At 40.4% G+C, this 26,206-nt stretch carries 23 protein-coding genes; 9 read left to right on the top strand and 14 right to left on the bottom strand.

What is annotated here, in order from left to right; all coding sequences use genetic code 11:
* Positions 1 to 113 precede the first annotated feature (113 nt).
* From K9B36_RS06560 to K9B36_RS06540, 5 genes are all read right to left on the bottom strand, one after another.
* Entirely contained in the window at positions 114 to 1,841 is a 1,728-nt protein-coding gene (locus tag K9B36_RS06560; RefSeq protein WP_223701222.1) for an ArnT family glycosyltransferase, read from the bottom strand.
* A 29-nt stretch (positions 1,842 to 1,870) separates the two neighbouring features.
* Entirely contained in the window at positions 1,871 to 2,293 is a 423-nt protein-coding gene (locus K9B36_RS06555; protein ID WP_223701221.1) for a GtrA family protein, read from the bottom strand.
* A complete protein-coding gene (locus K9B36_RS06550; protein WP_223701220.1) occupies positions 2,283 to 3,308 on the bottom strand; it encodes a glycosyltransferase family 2 protein in 1,026 nt (341 codons plus the stop codon). The genes K9B36_RS06555 and K9B36_RS06550 overlap by 11 nt, the downstream gene beginning before the upstream one ends.
* 253 nt (positions 3,309 to 3,561) lie before the next feature.
* On the bottom strand, positions 3,562 to 4,515 hold the full coding sequence (locus tag K9B36_RS06545) for a DUF1574 family protein (protein ID WP_223701219.1): 954 nt from the start codon (positions 4,513 to 4,515) through the stop codon (positions 3,562 to 3,564).
* A gap of 196 nt (positions 4,516 to 4,711) precedes the next feature.
* Positions 4,712 to 6,184, bottom strand: a complete 1,473-nt coding sequence (locus tag K9B36_RS06540; protein WP_223701218.1) for an MBOAT family O-acyltransferase — start codon at positions 6,182 to 6,184, stop codon at positions 4,712 to 4,714.
* Between the two features lie 816 nt (positions 6,185 to 7,000).
* Here K9B36_RS06540 and K9B36_RS06535 point away from each other — a divergent pair.
* Genes K9B36_RS06535 through K9B36_RS06525 form a run of 3 tightly spaced genes read left to right on the top strand, consistent with a single transcriptional unit; the run spans position 7,001 to position 10,646 of the window.
* A complete protein-coding gene (locus tag K9B36_RS06535) occupies positions 7,001 to 8,464 on the top strand; it encodes a spore germination protein (RefSeq protein WP_317889866.1) in 1,464 nt (487 codons plus the stop codon).
* 11 nt (positions 8,465 to 8,475) lie between these two features.
* Positions 8,476 to 9,570: a GerAB/ArcD/ProY family transporter gene (locus tag K9B36_RS06530; RefSeq protein ID WP_223701217.1), complete on the top strand. Its 1,095-nt coding sequence runs from the start codon at positions 8,476 to 8,478 to the stop codon at positions 9,568 to 9,570.
* Positions 9,567 to 10,646, top strand: a complete 1,080-nt coding sequence (locus K9B36_RS06525) for a Ger(x)C family spore germination protein (RefSeq protein ID WP_223701216.1) — start codon at positions 9,567 to 9,569, stop codon at positions 10,644 to 10,646. The genes K9B36_RS06530 and K9B36_RS06525 overlap by 4 nt, the downstream gene beginning before the upstream one ends.
* Before the next feature lie 54 nt (positions 10,647 to 10,700).
* Here K9B36_RS06525 and K9B36_RS06520 read toward each other — a convergent pair whose 3' ends face one another.
* A complete protein-coding gene (locus K9B36_RS06520) occupies positions 10,701 to 11,270 on the bottom strand; it encodes a plasmid pRiA4b ORF-3 family protein (RefSeq protein WP_263399288.1) in 570 nt (189 codons plus the stop codon).
* Between the two features lie 939 nt (positions 11,271 to 12,209).
* On the opposite strand from K9B36_RS06520, the gene K9B36_RS06515 reads away from it, so the two are divergent.
* From K9B36_RS06515 to K9B36_RS06505, 3 genes are all read left to right on the top strand, one after another.
* Positions 12,210 to 12,980: a transporter substrate-binding domain-containing protein gene (locus K9B36_RS06515; protein ID WP_223701214.1), complete on the top strand. Its 771-nt coding sequence runs from the start codon at positions 12,210 to 12,212 to the stop codon at positions 12,978 to 12,980.
* An 83-nt stretch (positions 12,981 to 13,063) separates the two neighbouring features.
* The gene (locus K9B36_RS06510; RefSeq protein ID WP_223701213.1) at positions 13,064 to 13,708 is read left to right on the top strand and encodes an amino acid ABC transporter permease; all 645 of its coding nucleotides are present in this window, start codon (positions 13,064 to 13,066) and stop codon (positions 13,706 to 13,708) included.
* A complete protein-coding gene (locus tag K9B36_RS06505; protein WP_223701212.1) occupies positions 13,705 to 14,433 on the top strand; it encodes an amino acid ABC transporter ATP-binding protein in 729 nt (242 codons plus the stop codon). Before K9B36_RS06510 ends, K9B36_RS06505 begins: the two co-directional genes overlap by 4 nt.
* A gap of 90 nt (positions 14,434 to 14,523) precedes the next feature.
* Here K9B36_RS06505 and K9B36_RS06500 read toward each other — a convergent pair whose 3' ends face one another.
* The 4 genes from K9B36_RS06500 to nagA all read right to left on the bottom strand — a co-directional run bounded on the left by K9B36_RS06500 (position 14,524) and on the right by nagA (position 17,946).
* On the bottom strand, positions 14,524 to 15,084 hold the full coding sequence (locus K9B36_RS06500) for a hypothetical protein (RefSeq protein WP_223701211.1): 561 nt from the start codon (positions 15,082 to 15,084) through the stop codon (positions 14,524 to 14,526).
* On the bottom strand, positions 15,085 to 15,555 hold the full coding sequence (locus K9B36_RS06495) for a DUF5643 domain-containing protein (protein WP_223701210.1): 471 nt from the start codon (positions 15,553 to 15,555) through the stop codon (positions 15,085 to 15,087).
* Positions 15,556 to 15,802: 247 nt separating this feature from the next.
* Positions 15,803 to 16,522 (bottom strand): glucosamine-6-phosphate deaminase, encoded by a 720-nt coding sequence (nagB, locus tag K9B36_RS06490; RefSeq protein ID WP_223701209.1) that lies wholly within the window; start codon positions 16,520 to 16,522, stop codon positions 15,803 to 15,805.
* A gap of 230 nt (positions 16,523 to 16,752) precedes the next feature.
* The gene (gene nagA / locus K9B36_RS06485; RefSeq protein WP_223701208.1) at positions 16,753 to 17,946 is read right to left on the bottom strand and encodes an N-acetylglucosamine-6-phosphate deacetylase; all 1,194 of its coding nucleotides are present in this window, start codon (positions 17,944 to 17,946) and stop codon (positions 16,753 to 16,755) included.
* Positions 17,947 to 18,280: 334 nt separating this feature from the next.
* On the opposite strand from nagA, the gene K9B36_RS06480 reads away from it, so the two are divergent.
* The 3 genes from K9B36_RS06480 to K9B36_RS06470 all read left to right on the top strand — a co-directional run bounded on the left by K9B36_RS06480 (position 18,281) and on the right by K9B36_RS06470 (position 22,081).
* A complete protein-coding gene (locus K9B36_RS06480; protein WP_223701207.1) occupies positions 18,281 to 19,642 on the top strand; it encodes a cell wall-binding repeat-containing protein in 1,362 nt (453 codons plus the stop codon).
* 391 nt (positions 19,643 to 20,033) lie between these two features.
* Positions 20,034 to 20,537: a sigma-70 family RNA polymerase sigma factor gene (locus K9B36_RS06475; RefSeq protein ID WP_223701206.1), complete on the top strand. Its 504-nt coding sequence runs from the start codon at positions 20,034 to 20,036 to the stop codon at positions 20,535 to 20,537.
* Between the two features lie 602 nt (positions 20,538 to 21,139).
* On the top strand, positions 21,140 to 22,081 hold the full coding sequence (locus K9B36_RS06470) for an LCP family glycopolymer transferase (protein WP_223701205.1): 942 nt from the start codon (positions 21,140 to 21,142) through the stop codon (positions 22,079 to 22,081).
* 52 nt (positions 22,082 to 22,133) lie between these two features.
* On the opposite strand, the gene K9B36_RS06465 is transcribed toward K9B36_RS06470, so the two are convergent.
* The 4 genes from K9B36_RS06465 to K9B36_RS06455 form a co-directional block, all read right to left on the bottom strand.
* A complete protein-coding gene (locus K9B36_RS06465; protein ID WP_223701204.1) occupies positions 22,134 to 23,300 on the bottom strand; it encodes a nucleotide sugar dehydrogenase in 1,167 nt (388 codons plus the stop codon).
* 178 nt (positions 23,301 to 23,478) lie between these two features.
* On the bottom strand, positions 23,479 to 23,628 hold the full coding sequence (locus K9B36_RS17085) for a DUF7713 domain-containing protein (RefSeq protein ID WP_451923550.1): 150 nt from the start codon (positions 23,626 to 23,628) through the stop codon (positions 23,479 to 23,481).
* Positions 23,629 to 23,784: 156 nt separating this feature from the next.
* Positions 23,785 to 24,771 (bottom strand): phosphoglycerate dehydrogenase, encoded by a 987-nt coding sequence (locus tag K9B36_RS06460; RefSeq protein ID WP_223701203.1) that lies wholly within the window; start codon positions 24,769 to 24,771, stop codon positions 23,785 to 23,787.
* 238 nt (positions 24,772 to 25,009) lie between these two features.
* Positions 25,010 to 26,176, bottom strand: coding sequence for an iron-containing alcohol dehydrogenase (locus K9B36_RS06455; protein WP_223701202.1), 1,167 nt, complete (start codon positions 26,174 to 26,176; stop codon positions 25,010 to 25,012).
* Between the last annotated feature and the right edge of the window lie 30 nt (positions 26,177 to 26,206).

Below are 26,206 nucleotides of genomic sequence, written 5' to 3'. Positions count from 1 at the left end.
TTTCAAACGAATTAAAGATTGGGTGATAACAGTAGAGGAATTAAAATTTAGGGAATCAAGTGGAGTTACATAATAATCGGTTGATAACTAAGGGGAGTAATACTGTTTCCAACTTAAGAAGTTCTACACAAACAATGAAATTCCTGCAAGGGTCGGTGGGACAGGTACTCTGTCCCACTCAGGTGGGTCGAGGGACCTGTCCCCTTGTCCCACCCTGGGACGAGGGACCTGTCCCCAAAACCCACTTGATAGATTTCGACTTGGGGGCCGTCGAGGTGGTTTCGGGTTTTTATGAGTTGTTTAAGGAGCCTTCCTGTTTCGAGTAGTCGGGTTGCTTCGGTTTTGTAGGTAACTTTGTATGCCGCATTGCCGACTGGTATTTTTAGTATTTGCGGTTGGAAGGTGATGATATGCTCGTTTTCTTTTCTTATTGTTTCATAGAACTGGACGTATTCCGGGTATCTTCCCTCTTCTTTATAGAATCGGTTATACATGCTAGATGAGAGCATGATATATTCCTTTTCGGTTGGATAATGGTCAAAGATACGCGTTGGATAGTCCGGTTTAAAGGGTGTATATCCCTCAAACAATGTATTGGCCGGTTCGATTCCGTTGTTTTTACTATATTCATAGGCTGCCACGCGCGTGTCGGTCCAAGTTTTCCGGTAAGTTTCCAAAGCTGAATCAGTGAACATTGTAATTGCAATGACAGCAAGACTTAGAAGATAACCAACCCTTCCAATCTGCCGTTGCTTTACGTAATCATAAACAGAACGGATTCCATAGGCGCCAATCAGTAAGGGAGTAACATACATCGGTAACGCCCATCTTTCCCAATGCAGCGGCAAGTAACTGATTAAAATAAAATAGAAGCCTCCGAAGAATAAGGGAAGCGCAATTATTTCTCTCTTTTTAATAACAATTAGCAAACCGACTAGGGAAAATAATAGTAAAATAATACCAGACATATTGAAATACATTTTAAAATAATAGAGCATATTCCCGAGCCAGCCAAGTCCATCAGCGCCTAAATGGTTCGAACGACTTTCACGCACAAGGGCTTCGATTACTTTTCCATATTCGATGAAAATATTAGGTGCCACAAGAAATAAGGAGAATAAGAAGACACCTGCATACATCACATATTTTTTAGAAAGATGTGCAACGCCCTTCCAGAAATCCTCTCGAATAGAGGGGATTGCAACCATCGTTAAAACAAGCCCGATCATTACAGTGGAAGTAAGCCCTGGGTATTTTTCGGCTGTATTGACGGCACAGAAAAAAGTCCCCAATAGAAGATACTTTCGTTCTTGCGTTTTCAGGAATCTGATACAGGCGAAGATGATGATTAACGTAAAAAGGGTAATCGGAACATCAGGCGATACATAATGAGAATGGTGAACATAGGACGGGAAAACAGCAAACAAAGCGGCTGCCACGAGCCCGAACTTCTTTTTAAATTCGTTTCCAATCAAGTAAACGATAAATATGCTGACAGTCCCCAATACGGCAGTAACCATGCGTGCAGAATGATAGAAGAAAAAGGCATTCTCCTGAAAGCTGGTTGCCACCGAACTGCCGAATTTTAAAAAGCTTAAAATATTTAAGATGACAAAATTAAGGTAAATCATAATATGATCCGGACGATTGTACATATTTGGATCTAATGTCATATTTGTCGTCATATGTAGGACTGGCTTGATGATGGCTCCTTCATCGGATTCGGTAATAAGTGGTGCTGCAAAATCTGTACCAACTATCCGCAAAAGGAACGCCACCAGTATAATGGAAAAAAAGATAAGATAATGTTGTTTATGCTGTTGGATATGCTTTCGATTCACAGTATTCCTCCACCTATGTACACATTTGTTTATTTATTGTTTGAATGAAACACAAAATATTTTTGTCCAAGATAATTGAGTATCGTATATAAACCTGTCCCAATTAGAATGGCAATATTCTCCTCAAGATGCTGATTCCCCCCGTACCCCAGTCCTGTTAGAGTCGCATGGGTGAGAAATAAGCCCGCCCTGTAGGAAAGAAAATAACAAATCAAGATCACGAAAATAAACCTTGGGAAACTAGTGAAATGACCAGCACTACTTTTAAATGTAAAAGATCTATTTAACAGATAGCTAACAATGGCCCCAATAGAGTTGCCTACAAAAGTTGATATCCAATAGTTAAGATGAAAGACATTCAATAAGAGGTACATGCTGGACAAGCCTACCACTGTATTGATGATACCTACCAATAAAAAGCGGATGAAGCTGTTATTTAATCTACCTCTCACTTTGACTGCCTATAGGTGAATGGTTTGATTTATCTGCATTTTCTTTTGCAAAAGAATATTGATCAATATCAATATGATATTTGGGACGCTTTTTGACTTCCATATATATTTTACTAATATACTCCCCTATTAATCCTAGCCCCATCAGTTGAATGCCTCCTATAAACCATATCGATAGCATTAACGATGTCCAGCCTGAAACGGTCTGTCCCTGAATTTTTTGGACCAGTGAATAGACACTTGTACCCATGCTTAATAGCAAAAAGAATATCCCGATTACGGTTAAAATGCGAATGGGCGTCACACTAAAGGAAGTTATCCCTTCCATTGCAAAAGAAAGCATTTTTTTCAGCGGATATTTAGACTCCCCGGCAAACCGCTCGTGCCGTTTATAATAAACCTTGGTGGATTTAAATCCAATAAGTGGAATAATACCCCGCAAAAACAAATTGGATTCTTGAAATTGGCTTAATTGGGTAAGGACCCTGTGGCTAAGCAACCGATAATCAGCATGGTTATAGACTAGGTTCACCCCCATAGCAGCCATTAGTCTATAATAGAGCTGAGCCGTATTCTTTTTAAAAAAGCTATCCGTCGTCCGATCCTCTCTAACACCGTAAACAATATCATTGCCTTCATGAAATTTAAGGATAAACTCTTTGATAACTGTAATATCATCCTGAAGATCAGCATCTATTGAAATTACACAATCCGAATGCTCACTTGCCACTTTTAATCCAGCCAACAGAGCATTTTGATGACCAACATTACCTGCGAGCTTCAAGCCCTTAACATACCAATTCTCTTGGCTCTGCTCTTCTATAATCTTCCATGTCCGATCTGCACTTCCATCGTCCACATAAAGAATTTTGCTCTCAGGAGAAACTAGCTGATCGGTAATCAAATTCTCCATAACCAAGCTAATTCTCGCTGTCGTTTCCTGCAGAACCTCCTCTTCATTATAACAAGGAATCACAATAGCCAAAATCGGCACCGCACCACCAAACTTAAACATTTCGAACCTCCTAGGGGACAGATTCCTTGTCCCAGTAATCTCTTCCCTTATTTTAGCGATTTTTATTGGTTTAGTACATAGTGGGTTTTGGGGACAGGTCCCTTGTCCCACCCGCTCCCGATAATAATTTAAGACGCAACTTTGGACGTAAGAAGAGGCAGATAACTGCCTCTTCTTGCGGATGACATTAATCAAACCTTTATAATCTCGGTCGAGGAATTGGGTCGAGGGACCAGTCCCCCCGACCCCCTCTCTACAATTCACTTTCAATCACTTTGCCGAGTTCTTTTGCGCCGGTATTGTTGAGATGGTCTTGGTCAATAAAGTAGTTTTGCTTTTCTTGAAAGATATACCTGTAGTCTAATGTCTTCAGGTTGTACTTATTTTCGATTCTGCTCAGCAGTTCATTAAATTCTGTTTCGACTTCCTCGTTTACTAGATCTAAATATTCGTTGGCAAGAGGGTATCTTATCAGCGTTACTTTGATGTTATTCTGTTGTGCAAGTTCGATAATCTTTTCGTAATAGTGGACCAGTTTTTCACTTATTAAATATTGGTTGTACAGAGTCCCTGCTGTTCTACTTTCTGCAGATGCAATTCTATCTTCCTCATCAAGCACTGTCCAATCGTAATCTGTCGATAGTTGGCCATTGTAGGAAACATCAGGCTTCGTGAAGTCTCCCTTTAGATAATTCAGAAAGGTTTTGTGAATGATGGGAGAATAGACGTCCAGCAAAGAGTAGAAGATAAAATTATCTCCAAAAAATGTATTAGCAGAGGGATAGTCTCCAAGTTCTGAATCTACCGGTTCGTCAATAATATGGTAGTAGTTTTTCACATGATTGCCTGGCTGCGTTCGGTAGTAGGAGAAAATGTGATAATCCATCTGCAGCAATAAATGCTCTACATTCACATCGTTTTCAATCAGCCACTTTAATTTAAAATACATAATTGGCGTCGTGTCTCCTCCCCTGCCAAGATTAAAACCATTCTCCCTCAAGTAAAGGTCGTTTCCTACATGGGAATCCCCCAAGCCTATTATGGTTATTTCTTCTTTTCTGTCCAAAATCAACTTTTCTTTCATATGCACGGTATCATTAGGAACCAGTACATTCCTTGCAAAAGTCTCCATCACAATTAAATGAGCAAAAATAATGAAGACACTGATTCCCACAGTATATAGAACAAACTTTTTATGCTGCTTCATTAAAAAACTCCTTCAAAGGTAAACTCTTTGGTAAACCTAACGGATTCTTTCGGATATGTGCACCGCTCGACTCTCGAAATCCTTCCAAGACTGGCTGTGGAGGCTTCTCCTCCTCATAGCAAATTCACCCTTCGCCAGCAGTTCCATTCACCAGCAAAAACATCCCAAATATCAAAAATATCCATTACTAGCGCTGCTAAAAGTTAAAGTAGAGGAATTCCGTTTCCACTACGAAATACAACATATAAAGGACAGTGAAGCAAAACAAGGCAATGACAAAATGAGCATGAATCCAGTTTAGCTTCGCATTCCGCACTATTTGTACCGAATTTTTGAAAAAAAGAACCACAACAAATCCGAGTATGATTGCCAATACCGCTTTTTTTCCTATAGAAGCCCCGAACGATGAGATGATGGCAACGTCAAGTCCGAGTGCATTGATTTTAGCTAAAATGCTATAGGGGATGATTTCTGTAGGAATTTCCACTCCTGATAAACCTGCCATTCCTTTTACAACTTTTATCGCATCTTCCCATGTCTCCGCTCTAAAGAAAACCCAGGCAACATTTACAAAATTAAATGTAATAAACCAGGCAAGGATTGCATTCATTTTCATGTTAAATGATTTCCAGTAGCGGTTTATCATCATAGCAATTCCGTGTAATAGCCCCCAAAAGACAAATGTCCATCCTGCCCCATGCCAGAACCCGCTGATAAGAAATACCAAAAGTATATTAATATAAGTTCTGCGCTTCCCTTTTCGATTTCCACCAAGAGGGATATAGATATAGGTGGTTAAAAAGCGACCAAGTGTCATATGCCACCTTTTCCAAAAATCCTGGATATTCAACGCCTTATATGGCGAGTTAAAGTTAAGAGGGAGCTGGATGTTAAATAACAGTGCGATTCCGATCGCCATATCGGTGTACCCACTAAAGTCAAAATAAATTTGAAAAGTATAGGATAGTGAAACCGCCCATGCTTCAAAAAGGGTCAATAACTCTGTCGTATCAAAGCCGGCTGTGGCCCAGACTGCAAAGGTATCGGCAATGACGACTTTTTTGAATAGACCAATAGAAAAAATAAAAATGCCAAGGCCAATGTTTTTATAATTTATAAGTTTGTTTCGATTACTTGCAAACTGTGGCATCATTTCTTTATGGTGCACAATAGGCCCTGCGATTAATTGTGGAAAAAAGCTAACAAATAACGCATAGTTCAAAAAGTTGTATTCCTTAGTTTCCTTTTTATAGGCATCTACTAGATAGGCAATCTGCTGAAAAGTGAAAAAACTAATCGCCAAAGGAAGCACTAAATTAAGCAGCGCCATGTTGGTAGAGAAAAAGTAATTGACATTCGCTAGAAAAAAATCCGAATATTTATAATATCCTAGTAGCCCGACATTAAAAACGATTCCGAGCACCAATAAGCCCTTACGGTTAACGAATGTTGTGCTCGCACCTAATTTCCGGCCGATAAAGTAATTTATGACCATGGAAGAAAGAATAAGTGGCAAGTACAGAACATTCCACCAGCTATAGAAAAAAAGTGAACTGCACACTAACCACAGCTTAGCCGGCAACACGAGTTTCCTTTTATTAAGATAAAAATATACCAAAAAAACAATAGGTAAAAAAAAGAAAATAAATTCAAACGAATTAAATAACAACTTGCACCTTCCCCTCTTTTTGTGGGTCATGGGGACAGGTCCCTTGTCCCTAACTAGTAGAGCTACAGGTAGTAAGGCTTGGCGGGTGGTATATCCAGCCCTAACGAACGCTCCCTGCCTTCCAAGCGTGTTAAAACACTCCACACATTATCTCCAGATGAGACAAAACTCTGTTCTCCCACCCCTTGAACCCGTCCCGCCATCTTTATACCTGGACCTATCGTGAGGATGTTCATTATATGTATTATTATCGGTCAATAAAGGATAAGGATAAATTCTGACACCCTCTTAAATATCTTATCTGATCAACTCAACAGGAGAGTAAAAAAGAGACATACTTTCTAGGTGCCACTCCTTAAGAAACCCACACGCTCCGTTAAAGAACCAGCTATAACAGGACAGTAACATTTTCCGTTCATTCTAACAGCTTTTCATTATTTACTATAACAAGAGATTCACTTGCGGAGTATCTTTTCGCTTGTTCCCCCCTGATGCACATTTACCATCCCTTTGGGTCAAGGGATCTGTCCCTAAAATCCAAAAACTCTTCATTTATTCTACCACATTCCATACCTTCTGTTCTCTATAGCTGCTAAACACCAACAGGGTGGGTCGAGGGACCTGTCCCCGCGACCCACCTGTATATTCCCGGTTTTTCCTGGAATACTAACCATCATATCTATTCTATTACATAAATTAGGTGAGCATATGAAGAGAAGGAAAGTGAGAAAGTTAATCCCAAGCTCTGAAGGGAAAGAGAAAGAGCTTGAGACAGAACAGGACACAGATACTGAAGATACACAGGCAGTTAAGGAAATCCCCATTGATTTGCAGTTAAAACAGTGGAGAAAGTCCGATGATTTTGTGGATTCCTTTTATGCGGAGGAAAAAACTCCTTTCCATCTGTATTATTTTAGCTCATTGGTGGATCGAGATATTGTGCAAAAGGATCTTCTACCATATTTTAATAAAGAAGAAATAGGTACGATTGAGGAGGTAGCATTAAAGTTACCGATTGATGATATTAAAGTGACAGATGATAGCAGCGAGATTCAAGATTATTTATTACGAGGTTATGTTGCGGTTCAGTTAAAAAAAGAAAATACCAAACTCGCCTTATTACCAGCGATTGCAAAAAAGGGAAGGACCGTCTCCTTACCTGAGGTAGAGTTTAGTGTAGTTGGTCCAAAAGAAGCTTTCGTGGAGTCATTGGATGTAAATTTAAATCTAGTACGGAAAAGACTGCCGGTACCACAGTTAGAGGTGAAAGAATACACTGTTGGAAACTTATCAAAGACAAGGGTGGCTGTTCTCTACCTGACGGATATTGCAAATAGCGAAAATGTTCACACCGTCATTCAGAGAATCAACGATATTTCCTTTGATCAGATTAATGATAGTTCCTATATTACTCAATTAATCCAGGATAACAATAACTCGCCTTTCCCACAATTCATCGACACAGAAAGACCCGATCGAGTGGCCTCCGTGTTGGCGGAAGGAAAGGTGGTTATTCTCGTGGACGGCGCACCGCATGGGTTAATTGGACCAACCACGCTTTTTGAGTTTTTCTCGGCGTTTGAGGATTATTTTCTAAATTGGATTATTGCTTCTTTCTTCCGAGTGGTGCGCTTGTTCGCTGTTATTTTTTCCATCTTAGTCACTCCCATTTATGTGGCTGTACTAACCTATCATTATGAACTGATTCCAAAAGATTTAGTGAGTACTCTAGTAACTTCGAGAAGTGCCATTCCTTTACCACCTATATTAGAAGCGATTATTTTAGAGTTAGCTATTGAGTTGCTGCGTGAGGCTGGGGCCCGGTTGCCTACAAAAGTAGGTCAAACGATCGGTATCGTTGGCGGGATAGTAATTGGGACGGCATCTGTTGAGGCAGGGCTAACTAGTAATGTATTACTGATTATCGTTGCTCTTTCAGCTTTGGCTTCGTTTACGACTCCGGTCTACCAGATGGGCAATACGATCCGATTAATCCGGTTCCCCTTCTTAATTTCTGCTCATTTTCTCGGATTGCTTGGTGTAACTCTATGCTTTTGCTTTTTACTCATACACTTACTAAGACTTACTTCCTTAGGCAGGCCGTTTTTAGAACCACTCTATCCGTTAAGGCTAGCAGATATGACAGATGCCATCATTCGCCTACCCTTTACTCTTCAAAATAAAAGACCAGTGGAAGTTCAGGCAGAAGAGACAGTAAGATTTGCAAAAAAGAAGGATAAGAAAAAGAAACAAAAAGACATTGACGAGTTCTATACATAGGATGGTTAGTTATGAAAAAGGAAGTAGATGAAATTCTTCAAGTATCTCCCTATTTTGTGTTTTTTCTTTTCCACTCCGTCCAGGTCGGTGTGGGGATTTTAGGTTTTCAGCGATCGGTCGTCACAAAGGCCGGAAATGACTCTTGGATCGCGGTGGTTGTTGCAGGAATTGGTGTCCATCTTATCATCTGGATTAGCTACCAGTTATTAAATCGCGCTAAAATGGACCTTATCGATATTCACAAATTTATGTTCGGAAAGTGGATCGGTAACTTTTTTAACCTTATATGGGTTATTTACTTTTCCTTCGTCGGCATTACTATTTTATACTCCTACTTCGAAGTGATACGGGTTTGGATGTTTCCGGAGTTGAGTGTGTTTTTAATGATGATCTTTTTTGGGGTGCTTATTCTCTACACTGTTTTTGGCGGGTTTCGAACGGTTGCAGGTATTTGCTTCCTAGGCGTCGTGATTCCCTCTTATTTAATCTTAACATTCCTGTTCCCCATCCCATATTCCGATTTCCTTTCTTTGCTACCGGTTTGGAATCACTCTTTAACAGATATTGCGGCAGCTTCCCAAGAAATGACGCTTAGTTACCTAGGGTTTTCTACGCTGCTGCTTTACTATCCTTTTATAAAAGAAGCAAAAAAATCGCAAAAGTGGGCACATGGCGGAGCATTGTTAACCTTATTTTCCTACCTATTAATAATTGTGATTTCTTTAAGCTATTTCAGTGAGGAACAATTAACCAATCAGAAATGGGCAACATTAACGTTATGGAAAATAGTAGAGATGCCTGTGGTGGAACGGTTTGAATACATCGGGATTGCATCCTGGGCACTCATCATTTTACCTAATGTTTGTTTAGCATTTTGGGCTGCTTCACGTGGGATGAAGAAAATTTTCAATATGAAGCAGAAGCATGCGATTATTGGGATACTCGTGCTCACCTTTTTGTCTGGATATTTTTTCAGAGAAAGAGAACACATCACATTTCTTAGCAGTTGGACAACGAAAATGGGCTTTTATTCTGAATTTGTCTACATTCCAATTTTGTTTCTGCTATACCTCATTATCACGAAGATCAGGAGGAAAAAAGAATGAATAAACGCATAAATCTAGTTTTGTTTTCTTTCCTTTTTTTCTTATCTGGTTGTTTAAATCAAAAGATTATTGATGACGTTCAATTGGTAACCGCCGCAGGATATGAACTAGGGGATAATGAGGAAACCTTAGTTGCTACTGCAGTTTTCCCCATTTATAAACCTGATCTTACAGTGGAAAACAAAACCTATACTTCCTCTGCTGAGCTCAGTAAGGTTCTAAGGGAAAAAATTAATAGAAAGTCACCCAAACCCTTAGTTAGTGGGAAAATTGAAGTTGTTTTGTACAGTGCGGAACTGGCTGAAAAAGGGATTTACGATATTATTGATACTTTCCGGCGTGATCCTGCTACGGGGGCTAAAATGTTTCTTGCTGTTACAGAAGGAAACCTAAAAAAAGATTTGCAGACTCAGTATGGCGAAAGCGATAACGGGATGTTTTTATCAGACCTAATCGAGCACAATATCGAAAGCGGCATCCTCCCGAAGACAAATTTACATCTCTTCACAAAGGCCTACCTGGAGGAAGGGAGGGATCCAATTTTACCTTACTTAAAACTTGATGATAAAGAAGTGAACATCTTAGGGGTTGCTCTTTTTAAAGGAGATCAATACATCGATTATTTGAAAGGCGAAGATAATTTCATCTTTATGCTATTAAACGAGAGAAAAGCTTCCGACGCGTCCTTCTCTGTTAAACTAGACGACCATGGGGAGTCCGCCTCCGTTTTTCATATTGGTTCGAAAAGAAGCTATAGCATTAAAAACATTGATAAAGATCCCACCATCACAATCACTGTAAAAACCGAAGCCATCATCCAGGAGTACATGGGTGAAAAATTAACAAAGGAGCTAAAGCGGAAAGTGGAAAAACAGATGGAGGAAGATATTAAGAAAAGGGCAGAAAAAATGATTCGCATGTTTCAAGATTTGAACATCGACCCTCTGGGCGTCGGCTTTCAAATCAAACACCGCACAAGAAAATGGGATAATGACAAATGGAAAGACCAGTACCCCACAATTCCGATTAAGGTTAAAGCCAAAGTGAAAATTTCGGAATCTGGTGTGATAAGCTAGGGTCATGGGGACTGGTCCCTTGACCCAGTCAAGGGACCTTGTCCTTACAATCCACTATAATTTTCTCAGACTACGATTGGTTTTTTCTAAATCAAACTCCTCATATCCTTGCGATCTTCCCCAGCTCAACATGTGTTCACGGTCGGGATTTTCTTTGTCCAATATGGTTTCTAGGAAGTGCTCATAACCTGGTTCTCCGCCGACAACTTCAGGCGGAGCGTTTCCTTCGCCGCTCAAGCAGGTAGGATAATTGGGAATGTAGTCTTCTATCAGGCTTTCCACCTCAATTTTGTGCTGCCAATCATCTCCAAAATCGTAATTGTAGACAAACTTGGATAGTAGATATTCAGACAACTTCCGGCCTGTTTCCATTTGCATTGGTACATTCCCTTGATAATTAAAGGCCTCCTCATGGCATACAAGGGTCACGATCGGAATATTTTGGGTAATGGATACAACTTTACCGTTTGTACTGCTTGGGAAGATTGTGAAATCGTGCAGGTGGCTATTTTGCCAAGTAAAGACTTCTTGAAGAATTTTATGTAGCTTGGGAAATGTCGTATCGCTCGGCACAATGATATTGCGCCAGACAGAGTAGTTCTCCAGCATCAATGTCGCTTTCAATTCCACTGCCTTAGTAGGAAAAGCCTGTAGATACTACCACTGCATTTAATTTAACATATGAAAGGATAGTTGGAAAAATGGTTCGGTTGGACCTTCTCAACTGTTTTTTGGCAGATGTGTATAATAGTAAGAAAGTAATTTAAAGTAGTTTTTCAAACAAACGTTTGATTGAAACTTGACATAAATCCTTTAAAATTAACTTTTATTAAGGTGTTATTCAGATCAACATCATTTCGCTTTGTGTAATAAATATCGCAAAATAGTAAGTGGAAGCTAATTCAAAAATGTAAATGATAAAAAAAAGTAAACACCCGCCATTGTGACATCAATAAAATAGATATTTTTGTCTTCTTTTTGAAAATAACTTTCGATTCCTTCAACTATCGAACCTATCCCTGCTACCATAAAAAATACCCCGAAAAAGAAAGAGAAATTCGAATCTGGAAGTACCCCCAGTACTAACAAAAATATCATGATACAAGTTAGGATGATCCTTATTAAGTACACCAGTTTTGAGCTTTTTTTCTTTTTCTTTTTTTGGAAAAACAATCCCATTTTCCGTCACCGCCTTATGGGTTTTGTATGGGTTTTGGGGACAGGTACTCTGACCCACCCCTAGCAGGCAAGGTCAGTGTACCTGTTCCGAAGACCGTTTCTTATTTTAATTATACTAATAACCACTTAATAATATAGTTTAATTTTCCAGTTTCACTCATTTATAGGAGACTGCACTTGTCCCCATAATCTTTTTGGGTCAAGGGACCTGTCCCCGCGACCCACTTGTTTTATTTATTGGTATTTTGGGTATATAAGGGAATATGCATAGATAAGGGGTGATTTTATCCCATTTTTATGGAAGGCATATCTTTTGCAGTCCTTTGTAATATTTTGTAATATCGTAAAGGTGCAGAATAATCAATTAATAATTGGAGGGGTTTGATGAAGAAGTTAGGTTTATTAAGTATATTGATGGCAGTAATGTTGGTTCTTGCTGCATGTGGAAGTGAAGGTAGCGGTTCTGGTGAAGGCGGCGATACATATACGATTGGAACAGATACGACTTATCCTCCTTTCGAATTTGAAGAGGACGGTGAATACAAAGGAATTGATATTGACTTAATTCGTGCCATTGCTGAAGAAGAAGGTTTCGAAATTGAGTTGAAGCCAATGGACTTCGGTGGAATCATACCTGCTCTTCAGGCTGATCAGCTTGATGTAGCGATTGCCGGAATGAGTATTACAGATGATCGAAAAGAGAAAGTGGACTTTTCAGATCCTTATTTTGATGCTGGTTTAACACTGGTTGTGTCCGAAGATAATAATGATATTACCAGTTTAGAAGATTTAGAGGGCAAAGTAGTAGCCGTTAAAAATGGTACAACAGGCGCAGATAAAGCGGAAGAGTTTAAAGAAGAATATGGAATCAAGGAAGTTCGACAATTTAACGACAGTCCTTCGATGTTCCAGGAAGTTGCAAACGGGAACTCTGACGTACTAATTGAGGACTATCCTGTAATTGCCTATGCAATCAAAACGAGAGAGCTTGGTTTAAAAACAGTGGGAGATCGCCTGAACGGTGACCAATACGGGATTGCCGTGAAAAAGGGTGAACACGCGGAACTACTTCAAAAAATCAACGATGGTCTTCAGAAACTTCGAGACAGCGGAGAATATGATGAAATCTTAGACCGTTATCTTGATGGTGAATAAATAAAGCAAACTTCTCAGCGCGCTCTTGATGCGCGCTGTCTTTTTTAATTTAGAATAACATGTGGTGGAAAGGAGAAAAGAATATGGATGTGATTATAGAATCCCTCCCGCTGTTATGGACAGGGCTAAAACTTACTTTTTACATAACCTTCATTGGTTTATTTTTTGGATTTATCATAGGACTGATCACCGCGCTTTTCCGCCTGTCACCAATTGCACCTCTTCGATGGATTGCGATTTGGTTTATTAACATTGTACGGGGAACGCCATTCCTGGTTCAGCTGTTCTTTATCTATTTTGGTTTAAATTCACTTTCGTTTGTCTCCTTGGAGCCGGTCACTGCCGGTATCGTTGGGGTCAGCATTAATGCTGGTGCCTATATTGCAGAGATTATCCGTGCTGGAATTCAATCGATTGACAAAGGGCAGACAGAGGCAGCGAGAACGCTCGGCCTTAACAGTACCCAGACGATGCGCTACATCGTGTTGCCTCAAGCGTTAAGAAGAATGCTGCCAACGTTTGTAAACCAGGCAATCATTAGCTTAAAGGATACTTCCCTTCTTTCCGTTATCGGGATTGCCGAACTAACTCAAAGAGGTCAGGTTGTCGTCTCTGCCACCTATGAAGCTTTTAAAATATGGAGCACCGTTGCAGTGATGTATTTTATTCTTATTTATCTTCTGACCCAGCTTGGAAATTACCTAGAGAGGAGATATGAACAGCGATGAGTGTTATTGAAGTTAAGAATCTAAAAAAGTCCTTTGGAGATCTCGAAGTGTTAAAGGATATCAATACGGTCGTTCAGGAACAGGAAGTGGTCTGTGTCGTCGGCCCTTCCGGATCAGGTAAAAGTACATTTCTGAGATGCTTGAATCGACTCGAAGACATCACCGGTGGAACGGTCATTGTTAATGGCAATGATATTACGGATCCCAAGATTAATATCAATAAAATTCGCCAGGAAGTCGGCATGGTGTTTCAGCACTTCAACCTGTTCCCTCACAAGACTGTGCTCGAAAATATTATACTGGCACCGATGAAAGCAAAAAGCATCGATAAGGAAGCTGCGAAGAAAACAGCAATGGCACTGCTAGAGAAAGTAGGTCTTGCAGAAAAAGCGAATGGCTATCCTGGAGAATTATCCGGAGGCCAAAAGCAGCGTGTCGCCATCGCTAGAGCACTCGCGATGGAACCAAAGGTCATGCTGTTCGATGAACCTACCTCCGCCCTTGATCCGGAAATGATCGGAGAGGTGCTCGAAGTAATGAAGGATCTTGCCAGAGAAGGAATGACCATGGTCGTGGTGACCCATGAAATGGGCTTTGCCCGTGAAGTGGGAGACCGCGTAATCTTCATGGACGGCGGCTTCATTGTGGAAGAGGATGTACCAAGCGAGCTGTTTGGTAACCCGAAGCACGAGCGGACGAAGGCGTTTCTTGGGAAAGTGTTATAAATGGAAAAGTACCAGCAATAAGGGCTGGTACTTTTTGTATTGCTCCTATTGTATGGCGGAAAAGGAGAAGCCCTCCCAGGTCTGTTCTCATCATCGGAGTTTTTGCTCATACACCACTTTCCCGTCTGCATCCATCCCTTGCAATGATACCCAATCTTGCCGAAAATCCTCTTCGTACCAATGAAAAATAAACATCTGATGATCCTTTAAAGGATAGGTAAGGGGTTCCTCATTATGCATTTCCAGGATTACTTCTTTTATCTCAGGGTTTGACACAATTCCATAGAACATTGTTAAATAAGTGTCTTTAGTTATACTAGAACCGCTCCAAGAATAGCTAATATCTTCGTCTTCTTCTATTTCCTGTCCACCAACTTGACTCCCTGGCGCCCAGAAAAGCATGTTATGTCTTATAACCGTATTAGCGGAAAACCAGCCTTTGTAATGCCCCAAGTAAACTCTTACTTTCTCTAAATCTATTTCTTCCTCTACTTCCGATGGGCCGTAATGAAATGTTCTTTCTGATTTTTCATGAGCGGCTAAGGGGGACAGAGTATAATACTGTACGTAAGGAGATTGAGTGATGACTGTGAGCAGCAAAACAATTGCTACGGACCATTCCACTACCGCCCTCTTTTTCCCTTGTTTCATCTAGTTACCCTCCTTTTGCAAAGAAATAACTTCTTCATAGGATCGGTCGTACCACTCGATGCTGATGGTAATTTCATTGGTATCCCAAGGTAACTTTTCGTAATAATTTAGATTGTCGGAGCCACCAGGCGTCCCGCTGCTTCCTCCACCTCTCATCGTCAAAGTTTCTCCCTCTGAATCTACTATTTTAAGTGCCCCATCAGGAAAGCTCCATCCTTGCTCTTTTTTTCTCACCTTGAATTGCAGCACCGTTTCATCCTCCAAGAAGACTAGCTGCTGCAAGTGTATCGTATCCTGTCCAAAAGAAATTTCTTCGTTTAGTTTAACCGCCTTTGCATCCCCACTCTTGATTTGCCGCTTCACTTCATCAGGTAACACCGAATCGAATGGTGAAGTTGCAAGACTTATCAAATTAGGCACCAAAGCCAAAAGGCAGACTATAATTATGATTCTCCTGATCCAAACTCCCATGTGTTCTCCCCCTTTGTAACCCTATTTTGGTTATGTAAATAGGTGCTCTCTATAACAGTATAATTATAGCATAATCCATTGGATTTTAATGGCAATTATCCTGTATAAAAAAACCCACCAAGTAATTGTATAAACCTATAAAAGCCTTTATACCAACTCAGCAGGTTGCTTATATACACTTGTTTATTTTTTATAGGAGCTTTCCCCCATCATCAAATTGTTCAATTCACAAAAAGAAATAACCTAACTACTCATTTAAACCTAAACATTCCATCACCTTAACATTTTTATGGTTCTGCAGAATGGAAGCTGGAAAGTCAGTTGTAATTTTTCCACTAGTAAGTTGCTTAAATGCTTCTGCTTTGTTTTCTCCTGAAACTAAAAGGAGAATTTCCTTGCTTTTCATAATTGAGTGAAGGCCCATTGTGATCGCATGTGTTGGAACTTCCTCCACTGTGGAAAAATAACGGGAATTTGCTTTTCGAGTAGAGCTGTCCAATTGGACGATATGGGTTGAAGCATTGAATGGTGTCCCTGGTTCGTTAAAGCCGATATGACCATTTTCACCAATTCCTAGTATTTGAAGGTCAATCCCTCCGCTTAGAGTTAACTTTTCCTCATATTCCCTACATTCGTGCTCCAAGCATTTGGCCATGCCATTTGGGATAAAGGTGTTCTCCTCTTTTATATTTATATGTCCATAAAGGTTTTTCTTCATGTAATGATAATAGCTATTCTTATTATCTTTAGAAACACCAACATACTCATCGAGGTTGTAGCATTTAACATTCTGATAGTCCGAACCGTTCTTACGATAATCCTCCACTAAATATTCATACATTCTTTGAGGAGTCCCACCAGTGGCAAGACCAAGATTAAGGAAGGGATTTTGCTTCACTCTTTCAATAATATGTTCTGCTGCTTTTTTGCTCATCGCTTCGTAGTTTTGGTTTTCGATGATTAACAAGATTCTCCTCCCTCCTTTTGGTGAGGCCATTGAAAAAGTACATAATTTTAGGTTTGGGTTAACACCGCTGTTACTTTCCGCAAATGGCTTCGCTTTCCGCGGAGCGACCTTGAGCCTACTCGGGCTATGCCCTGCGGGGTCTCAAGTTTGTCGCTACACCCCCGCTGGAGTCTACGCCATTTGCTCCAATCCACAGCTAGAAGCCACAAAAACTATATGTTTTCAGTTTTTCAGTGGCCTCCCTTTTGGTAGGATAGCTCTCCACGACAAAATGTCATCGTCACTTCATTTTTATTATCAAGAATAATAAAATCGGCATCTTTGCCAACCCGGATACTTCCTTTTCTATTGAAAACCCCGAGTCGTTTTGCCGGATTTTCAGAAGCCACTTTTATTCCCTCAAGAAGCGATGCACCTGTGAAATCCAAAAAGTTTCGTAAAGCTTCATCCATTTTCAGCACACTTCCTGCTAATGTTCCATCCTTAAGTAATGCCGTATTACTTGTCACAGTAACTTCTTGGCCACCTAGATCATAGTTGCCATCCTCCAGCCATTTAGCTCTCATGCTGTCAGTAATTAAGATCATTTTTTCCGAACCTTTAGCATTATATGTAGCTTTTACGACTTGCGGGTGGACATGTATCCCGTCACATATAATTTCCACATATATATCGTTTATGCTAAGGGCTGCTCCGACTACCCCAGGTTCACGGTGGTGAAGCCCTCGCATTTGATTATAAAGGTGGGTGACGTGAGAGGCGCCTAATGTGACAGCTTGTTCCACCGTTTCAAATGTCGCATCAGAATGCCCGATGGAAACAACCACCCCTTGCGAGACTGCATGCTTAATAAATTCAAGTCCACCTTGCTCTTCCGGGGCCATCGTAACAACTTTTATGTTTCCATCAGCTATTGTCTGCCATCGTTCAAACAGTTTTTGAGAAGGATGTTGTATATGAGAAACCGGCTGTGCTCCAGCTTTTTTAGGAGAAATGAAAGGTCCTTCCAAATGAACACCAAGAATTTCTGCCTCTCCTAATCTTGGCTGACTCTTCATGAATTTAACAACATTTGCAAGACTATTAGAAATCTCCTTCTCTTCTTGTGTGATGGTTGTTGCAAGTAAGCTTGTAATACCTTCCTGTGGCAAGATAGATGTCATTTTCCTTAATGCATCTGGTGTACTGTCCATCATATCTGCCCCACCTGCTCCATGAATATGTATATCGATAAAGCCGGGAACCAGTGAGAAGTTTGGCTGTGATGAAAAATTGTAGCGTGGATAGCTTTCTTCTGCTAAATCCGCTAAATCCTTCATCCACCCAACTCTATCAATGATGCCATCCTTGACAAGAACATACCCGTTCTTGATTACTTCCGTTTCCTCATATACGGTAACACCTTCCATAATAAAAGTAGTCATGTTCTTCCCCCTCTAGCTTTAACGGTATCTAGCTTTTTACTATAGACTATGATTAGAATTCTTTAAACTTCTGTGAAAATACGTAGTGAATGTTTTGGGAATAAAATTAAAGCTGGAATGAGTGATTTCTGCTACGCTACTTCTTTCTTAGAAATCTAAAATAATAAAATGATTCTCTCGTTGCACTATTCTTCCCAATGACAAAGTGTTATATAAAGGAATTTAAATAGAAGGTCTATGTACCCGTACCCTAAGTCCCATTCAGACTTCTTGGGAGTTTGATAGAATAGAAAATAGATTACATTAAAATTAAAACACACAGGAGTTGTTAAGCATGATCAGATCATATAAAATTTCTGTTTTGCTTCTTTCTATTCTTTTTGCGAGCTTTATAATTGGGCATGATGTACAGGCCGCAGAGAGAATTTCAGGAGACAATCGTTATAGTACAGCTGTGGAAATTTCACAGGCTGGCTGGGCAAGTTCTGAAACTGTGGTAATAGCCAGAGGAGATAGCTTTCCAGATGCCTTGGCTGGTGGCCCTCTTGCGTACCATTATAATGCACCGATTCTTTTAACTCCACAGACTAGCTTACATGCAGCTACGAAAAAGGAACTTCAGCACCTTGGCGTCAAGAAGGTAATTATTCTCGGGGGAACGGCAGCAGTTTCAAAGAGCGTCGAAGATTCATTAAAGAATTTAGGAGTCACTGTCGATCGCATAGCGGGGGAAAACAGATACGACACGGCTGCACTAATTGCCAAACGACTTCCTTCAACGAAAGCGATCGTGGCTAATGGGACCAATTTTCCAGATGCATTAGCGGTAGCACCTTACGCAGCAAGAAATGGTATTCCTATTTTACTAACAAACCAATCAAAGTTGGCTTCCGAAACAGTGAATGCTTTAGTTAATCGTACCAGCACAATTATTGTTGGGGGAGAAAATGCCGTCAGTCTAGAGGTAGCCCGTAAATTACCGAAGGCGACTCGTTATCACGGAAAAGATCGCTATGAGACAGCACATGAAATCATGACGAAGCTACCAATGCCAAACAAAGCTGCTTATGTTGCAACAGGCAGACAGTTTGCAGATGCCTTGGCTGGCTCTGTGTTAGCTGCAAAACAAAACTCTTCCATTGTTTTAACAAACACCACTGATGTTCCTAGCAGTGTTCGAAAGACAGTTAATACATTGGGTTTTAACACGTTAATTCCTTTTGGCGGGGAAAATGCTATATCGGCGCAGGCCGCATACGAGCTTTCCATGCTGACACTTGTGGATGGAAATGTAGAAAAAGTCACCAAAAACGAATGGGACGTTTTTATGAATGTTAATAAAGAACGCGAAAAACAAGGGATTCGCGCATTAAGACTCCACGTGCAACTATCAGAAGTTGCCAGAATAAAGTCGAAGGATATGCACGACAATCAATATTTTTCCCACACTTCGCCTATTTTTGGTTCTCCTTTTGAAATGATGACGGCCCACGGCATTCTTTACCGATTAGCTGGAGAAAACATCGCTGCAGGTCAGACCGACGCAGCAAGTGTGATGAACGGCTGGATGAATAGCCCTGGCCACCGTGCTAACATACTAAAAACAGACTTCACCCATATCGGCGTTGGACATCACAACGGAAACAAAGGCTACCGACAATACTGGACACAAATGTTTATCACACCCCGGAACTAATGGGACATGGGGACAGGTACATTGTCCCAGGTTAACGTTTATCTGTTTGGTGCTATTGCCTATGTAGCTAAGGAGTTATCCAATTACACAAACAAAGCCGTCTGGAACGAATCATTTGTTCTAGACGGCTTTGTTTATTAGGTTTAAAAAAGGATGAGCGAGCATTCTCGCAATTGGGTCAAGGGACCTGTCCCCAAAACCCACCAAACCTCCCATTCACATCACCCCCAAACCCTTTAAATACAATCCTCCCCAGAGAGTACCATTCAAATTCTCTCCCTTCATACCATTGTATAGTCCATTCACCAACAAGACTTCCCTCGTGGTTCGTTATACATTTACCTTACCGCGGAATACAAGGAAAGTGCACTTTCTCAAAAGGATATACCCAGTGAATTGCGAGAAAAATGAATATGGTGAAGTCCTAGCACAATATGAGCCAATGATTCACAAAATTATCCGTTCTCTTCATATCTACTATGATCACGAATACTATTACCACGAAGCAACCATTGCACTTTGGCATGCGTGGGAAAAGTTTGAGGATGAAAAAGGCAGTTTCACCTCCTTCGCTTATACATCCATCAGAGGGAAACTGCTGAATGTGCTAAATAAGGAAAGAAGACACCAACAAACTCACCTTTCCTGGAAAGAGGGGCTCGAGGAATCTCTTCCTGATACAACGATTACGATAGAGGATCAACTCCGAGAACTCGAGTATTATATGGAAAATTTAACAGAGTACCAGAAAATCTGGTTGGTTGGCTATATCTGTTACGGTAAAAAGCTCGAGGATCTCGCTAAGGAATACAAAACTTCCACCTCTGCGGTAAAATCATGGCGACGAGGGGCGATTCAGAAGATAAAAAAATTGGTAGAAATGGATAGGCTTTAGTTTTAGAAAGGCCTTGCGGGGTGAGTTTGCCTGCAGGGCTTTTCTATTAGTAAAAAAGGGAATTGACACTAGTCCCTTCCCATTCCTCTTTATTGATATATTTAACCACTATACTGTTAAAAAAGAATTATTATCGGTGGTAATCTCCCTTTATAGTGGGTGGAATTATTAAATTACACTCTATAGTTGGTGTACTTATAAACCCTATTATGTTATGTTGAGGAACTTTAGAATAATCAAACGGGGTTTTCCCTCACCATTTATCTTGTTTATGTAAAACTACGGTCAGTTAGCACCTTAGTAATCCGGGTCAAGGAACCTGCCCCCGCGACCTAATATAGTGGTATATATCCCAAAACCACACACTATAGTGGGTGGACATTAAAATCCAAATATGTTAAACAGAGAAATTCACGAATGACCAAAGAAGGTTTTTTTCTAAATAATTACCTTAGTTAAGTCAACTGGGGCATCTTTTCTTCCATAAAAACTGTGGGTCAAGGGACCTGTCCCCGCGACCCATAAAAGAATTGTCATAATGGTCTTTCTAATATATAATTTACTAGGGTTCGACAAAATTTCAAATTAAAGGAAGTAATTAGATGACACGTGTAGATAGAGGAAAGAAACGTCTTAAAAAATGGCAGAAGATTGCGCTTAGTGTCTTTGCTATCTTGTTTTTATTAGTCGGAGGATTTATTGGATATACTTTTTATACTGTTAATAAAGCCTTGAGTACAATGCACGAGCCGATTGATCGGGAGTTTTCGGAAAAGCGTACAGATAAGGTGAATTTTGGTGACAAGGAGCCGTTTTCTGTTCTTTTAATAGGACTGGATAAAGAGACAGGAAGTACGGAGAAGGGGCGTTCAGATTCGCTGATCGTTTTAACGGTGAATCCTACGACAGAATCAATGAAGATGGTAAGTATTCCGCGTGATACGAGAACGGAGATTATCGGGCGCGGTACCCAGGATAAGATCAATCATGCTCATGCCTTTGGTGGCGTAGAAATGAGTATCCCTACTGTCGAGAACTTTCTAGATATTCCAATTGACTATTATGTGAAAATCAATATGGAAGGCTTTAAAGATCTTGTCGATGCGGTTGGAGGAGTAGAGGTGAATAATCCGTTCGCTTTTACACAGAGTGGCAAAACATTTAATGAAGGGACGATCTCATTAGATGGAGAGTCGGCTTTGTCCTATGTGAGAATGCGGAAGCAGGACCCTCGTGGCGACTTCGGAAGAGCAGACCGTCAGAAGCAGGTGGTGCAGGCGGTTATTAATAAGGGAGCATCCTTCACTGGTCTGGCCAACTTTGATAACATTCTTGGTGCTATTGGGGACAATGTTCGAACCAATCTGGTGACAGATGAAATGATGGATATCCAGAAGAACTATAAAGAAGCACGACATGATTTAGAGGTCATGCAGCTTAGCGGATCAGGTGCCAACATTGAAGGAATCTATTACTTCCAGGTGCCGGAAGATGAGCGGATGCGTGTGTCAGGAGTATTGAGAGAACATTTAAATCTAGATTGATAAAGATTCAAAAAGCCTTGCAAAGGATAATTCCTCTGCAAGGCTTCTTCTATTAATCCCTACTAAACAAGTCTCTTGTATATACCTTATCTGCTACATCCTTTAGATCATCAGATAAACGGTTCGCAACAATTACATCTGAAATCTTTTTAAACTCTTCAAAGTCATTTACCACTTTCGAGTTAAAAAATTCTGCTTCTTTTAACGCTGGTTCGTAAACAACTACTTCGACCCCTTTAGCCTTAATGCGTTTCATGACGCCTTGAATGGCAGACTGTCTGAAATTGTCTGAGTCCATTTTCATTGTAAGACGGTAGATACCTACAATCTTAGGGTTACGTTTTAAAATCATATCGGCTATATGTTCTTTTCTTGTTCGGTTGGCATCTACAATAGCTGCCATGATACTGTTTGGCACATCTTCATAGTTGGCAAGAAGCTGTTTCGTATCTTTTGGCAGGCAGTAGCCTCCATAACCAAAGGATGGATTATTATAATGTTCGCCTATTCGTGGGTCAAGGCCTACACCCTCTATAATTTGTTTGGCATCTAAACCTTTTACCTCTGCATATGAATCAAGTTCATTGAAGAAAGCGACTCTCATGGCAAGGTAAGTGTTAGCAAACAGCTTAATTGCTTCCGCTTCTGTTGAATTGGTGAACAACACATCAATATCCTCTTTTTTTGCACCTTCGACTAGCAGATTAGCAAATACTGATGCTCTTTCAGACTGCTCCCCTACAATGACTCTTGATGGGTAAAGATTATCATATAAGGCTTTTCCTTCTCTTAAGAACTCTGGAGAAAAGATGATGTTTTTTGTGTTATACTTTTCACGAACATTCTCAGTATAGCCTACTGGTACAGTTGATTTAATAATCATTACCGCGTTGGCATTGATGGATAACACTTTTTCAATAACCGCTTCAACGGAACTGGTATTAAAATAGTTCTTTTCCGGGTCATAGTTGGTAGGCGTCGAGATGATAACATATTCTGCATCTTGGAAAGCCTTTTGGTTATCGGTTGTTGCGGTTAGATTCAGTTCTTTGGTTGATAAAAATTCCTCAATTTCACTGTCGATAATCGGAGACTTTTTATTATTAATCATGTCCACTTTTTCTTGGATAATATCAAGTGCGATGACTTCGTTGTTTTGTGCCAAAAGTACAGCATTGGAAAGACCAACATAGCCTGTTCCGGCGATTGTGATTTTCATTTGTATGTACACATCCTTGTTTCTATTCTTTGCTTATTTTAGGAGCTACTTATTCAATTATTCCCATTTATTTCTTTTTACTAACATTGCTATAGTAGATTTTATCATACTAACAGGAAAAAGGGGAGTATCATGGTGAGTGTTTCACTTCCGATTTTTTAGCAGTTCTCTAATCCGTTTATATCCTTGATTTCCATTTTGAATTGAAACCCTCATTAGTCATGAGCATTTTGAAGAACTCGTCCCATATATGAGGCTTTCCATCGATAATGGTAAGCGGGACTTCTTCCACATGTTCATCGTGTTCAATCTTCCTATAACACGTCATGCAGCAAATAGAAGATTTTTTTGTATGATACCCTAGTTGTGGTGGATTTCTGTGCTATCCCCAAAAAAACCAACAAAACAATTGCAGTTACGCAATGTTTTGTTGGTCTTTGAACCTTTAGCTAACTCCTTCTTTTTAACTTAAAAGAAAAGCTAGTTACTTTGAATGAGTTTTGGCTGAGTCAAGGGACCTGTCCCCGTGGACCGGATTCATTATGTTTTCTAGTGGCTGATTATTGAGTAGGCGGTAGATGTTGTCTGCAGACATTTGGCTGGTTAGTTGGACGGCTTCGTTAGTGTAGGCTCCGATGTGCGGGGAGACAACAAGGTTACTAAGGCCGACCAGGTCGTGATTTTCCGGTGGTTCTTGTTCGAAAACATCTAGGCCACATCCGCGAATTTTGTTGGTTGTCAGGGCGTTGTATAGTGCTTTTTCATTGATGACGCCGCCACGAGCTGTATTAATTAAAATAGCGTTTGATTTCATCATTTCAAATTGTTTCTCGCCAATCATGCCTTCTGTGTATTTATTAAGTGGAACATGAAGCGAAATATAGTCTGAAGAGGTTATCAGCTCCTGTAATGAAACCCGTTCTATATTTAACGCTTTATCTTCTGCACTTGGTTCCGAAATATCATAACCGAGAACCTTCATGTTGAATCCTGAAGCTCTCTGTGCGACACCTCTTCCAATAGCACCTAATCCGACAACACCTAAAGTTTTCCCCCAGACGGATACTCCATCAAAACGGCCCCATTTTTGGTTCTTTACGAGATTGTTTGCTGCTGGAATGGAACGCGCAACACTTAACATAAGGCAAAATGCTAGATCGGCAACTGCATCGTTATTGGTTCCCGGTGCATTGGTAACGGCAATTCCTTTTTCACTTGCTGCTACAATGTCAATATTGTCAACGCCTACACCATGTTTGGCAATCACCTTTAATTGTTTAGCACTGTCTATAATTTCTTGATCAATTGTTTCTAGTCCGACAATAAGTGCATCTGCGTCGACGATTTCTTTTAGCATTTTCTCTCTTGAATATGGAATTAAGACGAGAACCTTGCATCCTTTTCCCTCCATATCCTCCACTAGATGGTCATGAAACTTTCCAAAGCTGGGTGATGTTACAATTACCTTCATTATGTTTTGCCCCTTTCCCTTTTTATCTTAGCTACCCTGAAAGTTAGTTAGGGCGGCAGCTTACCTTCCTGTTGCTCTTCGCTTCAGATATTCGCTTTACGATGGACGCTTAGAAAACATCCTCGACTTTCACTTGAGAGGTCTCCCCTTAGCACTTTAGCACTACCTTTCGCAGGAATCCCTCTCCTGCTATTTCTACTAACAAGGGAAGCACTTTATATCCCCCAATAAACCTTGGTTATTTCAATAGTCGGCGGTAAATCGCTTCCATATCTTCAATTGTCATCTTTTTGGGATTATTGTTTAATAAACGAGTAACTTTTGAAGCTGCTGTTGCGAGTGCAGGAACATCCTCTTCTTTAATACCAAATTTTTCAAGTTTTTGAGGGATATTTAAACGTTCTGTCCACTCTTGAATTTTATTAATTAGAACTTGGGCAGCTTCGGAAACAGGAACTGTATCCCCCTCCACCATCCCTAATTCTCGAGCTACAATTGCCATACGTTCTTCGATATGGTCCAAATTAAATAATGTCACATGCGGTAAAAGCATGGAATTGGCTTCTCCATGGGGAATGTTGAACTTCCCTCCGAGTGGATACGCAAGGGCATGAACGGCTGCTGTTCCAGCGGCTGTAAGAGCCATTCCACCGTAAGTGGATCCTAAGAGCATGTCATGGCGTGCTTGCAAATCGGATCCTTCCTCATATGCTTTGATGATGCTTCGAGAGATTAGCCTCATAGATTCTAACGCAAACATATCACTAATTGGGTTCGCTTTATTAGAAATGAACGACTCAAATGAATGAACAAATGCATCCATTCCTGTGGCAGCCGTGATTCGTGGCGGCAATGTTAATGTCAGAGTCGGATCTAAAATTACAAGATCAGGCAGTAAGTGACGGCTTACCACTCCAATTTTAAGCTCCTCTTCCGGGAAAGTAACGATTGCATTCGGTGTGACTTCCGAACCGGTCCCGGATGTTGTTGGAATCAATACCATAGGAATCCCCTTTTGCTTCACCTTGTCAGTCCCAACCATATCCTTTAACGGAATGTCATTCGTGCTCATGACAGAAAGAAGTTTGGTAGCATCAAGGACACTCCCCCCTCCCAAGCCAATCAGCAAATCAAATTTTTTGCCTGCCATTCTTTTAAAAACATCTTCAATATGTTCGACCGTTGGCTCTGGTTGAATATCGATAAAGGATTCAAATTCGACCCCCGCCTCGGATAGCTGTCCTGTAAATAAATCAAGTGAACCGTTTTCTTTAAATGTACCACTTGTAACAATTAGAGCTCTGCTCACATTTCCTAAGCTTGGCAGCTGCTCGTTGAATTGTTTCAGCGAACCATTTCCAGCTATGATACGTTTTGATGTTTGAAAAGAAAATAAATTGTTCATGTTCATCATATCCCCTTTTTGAATTGTATT

Source organism: Sutcliffiella deserti (assembly GCF_020037475.1).
GTDB lineage: Bacteria > Bacillota > Bacilli > Bacillales > Bacillaceae_I > Sutcliffiella_A > Sutcliffiella_A deserti.
The sequence above is the reverse complement of the archived record's forward strand: the minus strand, read 5'-3'. Positions and strand labels throughout refer to the sequence as shown.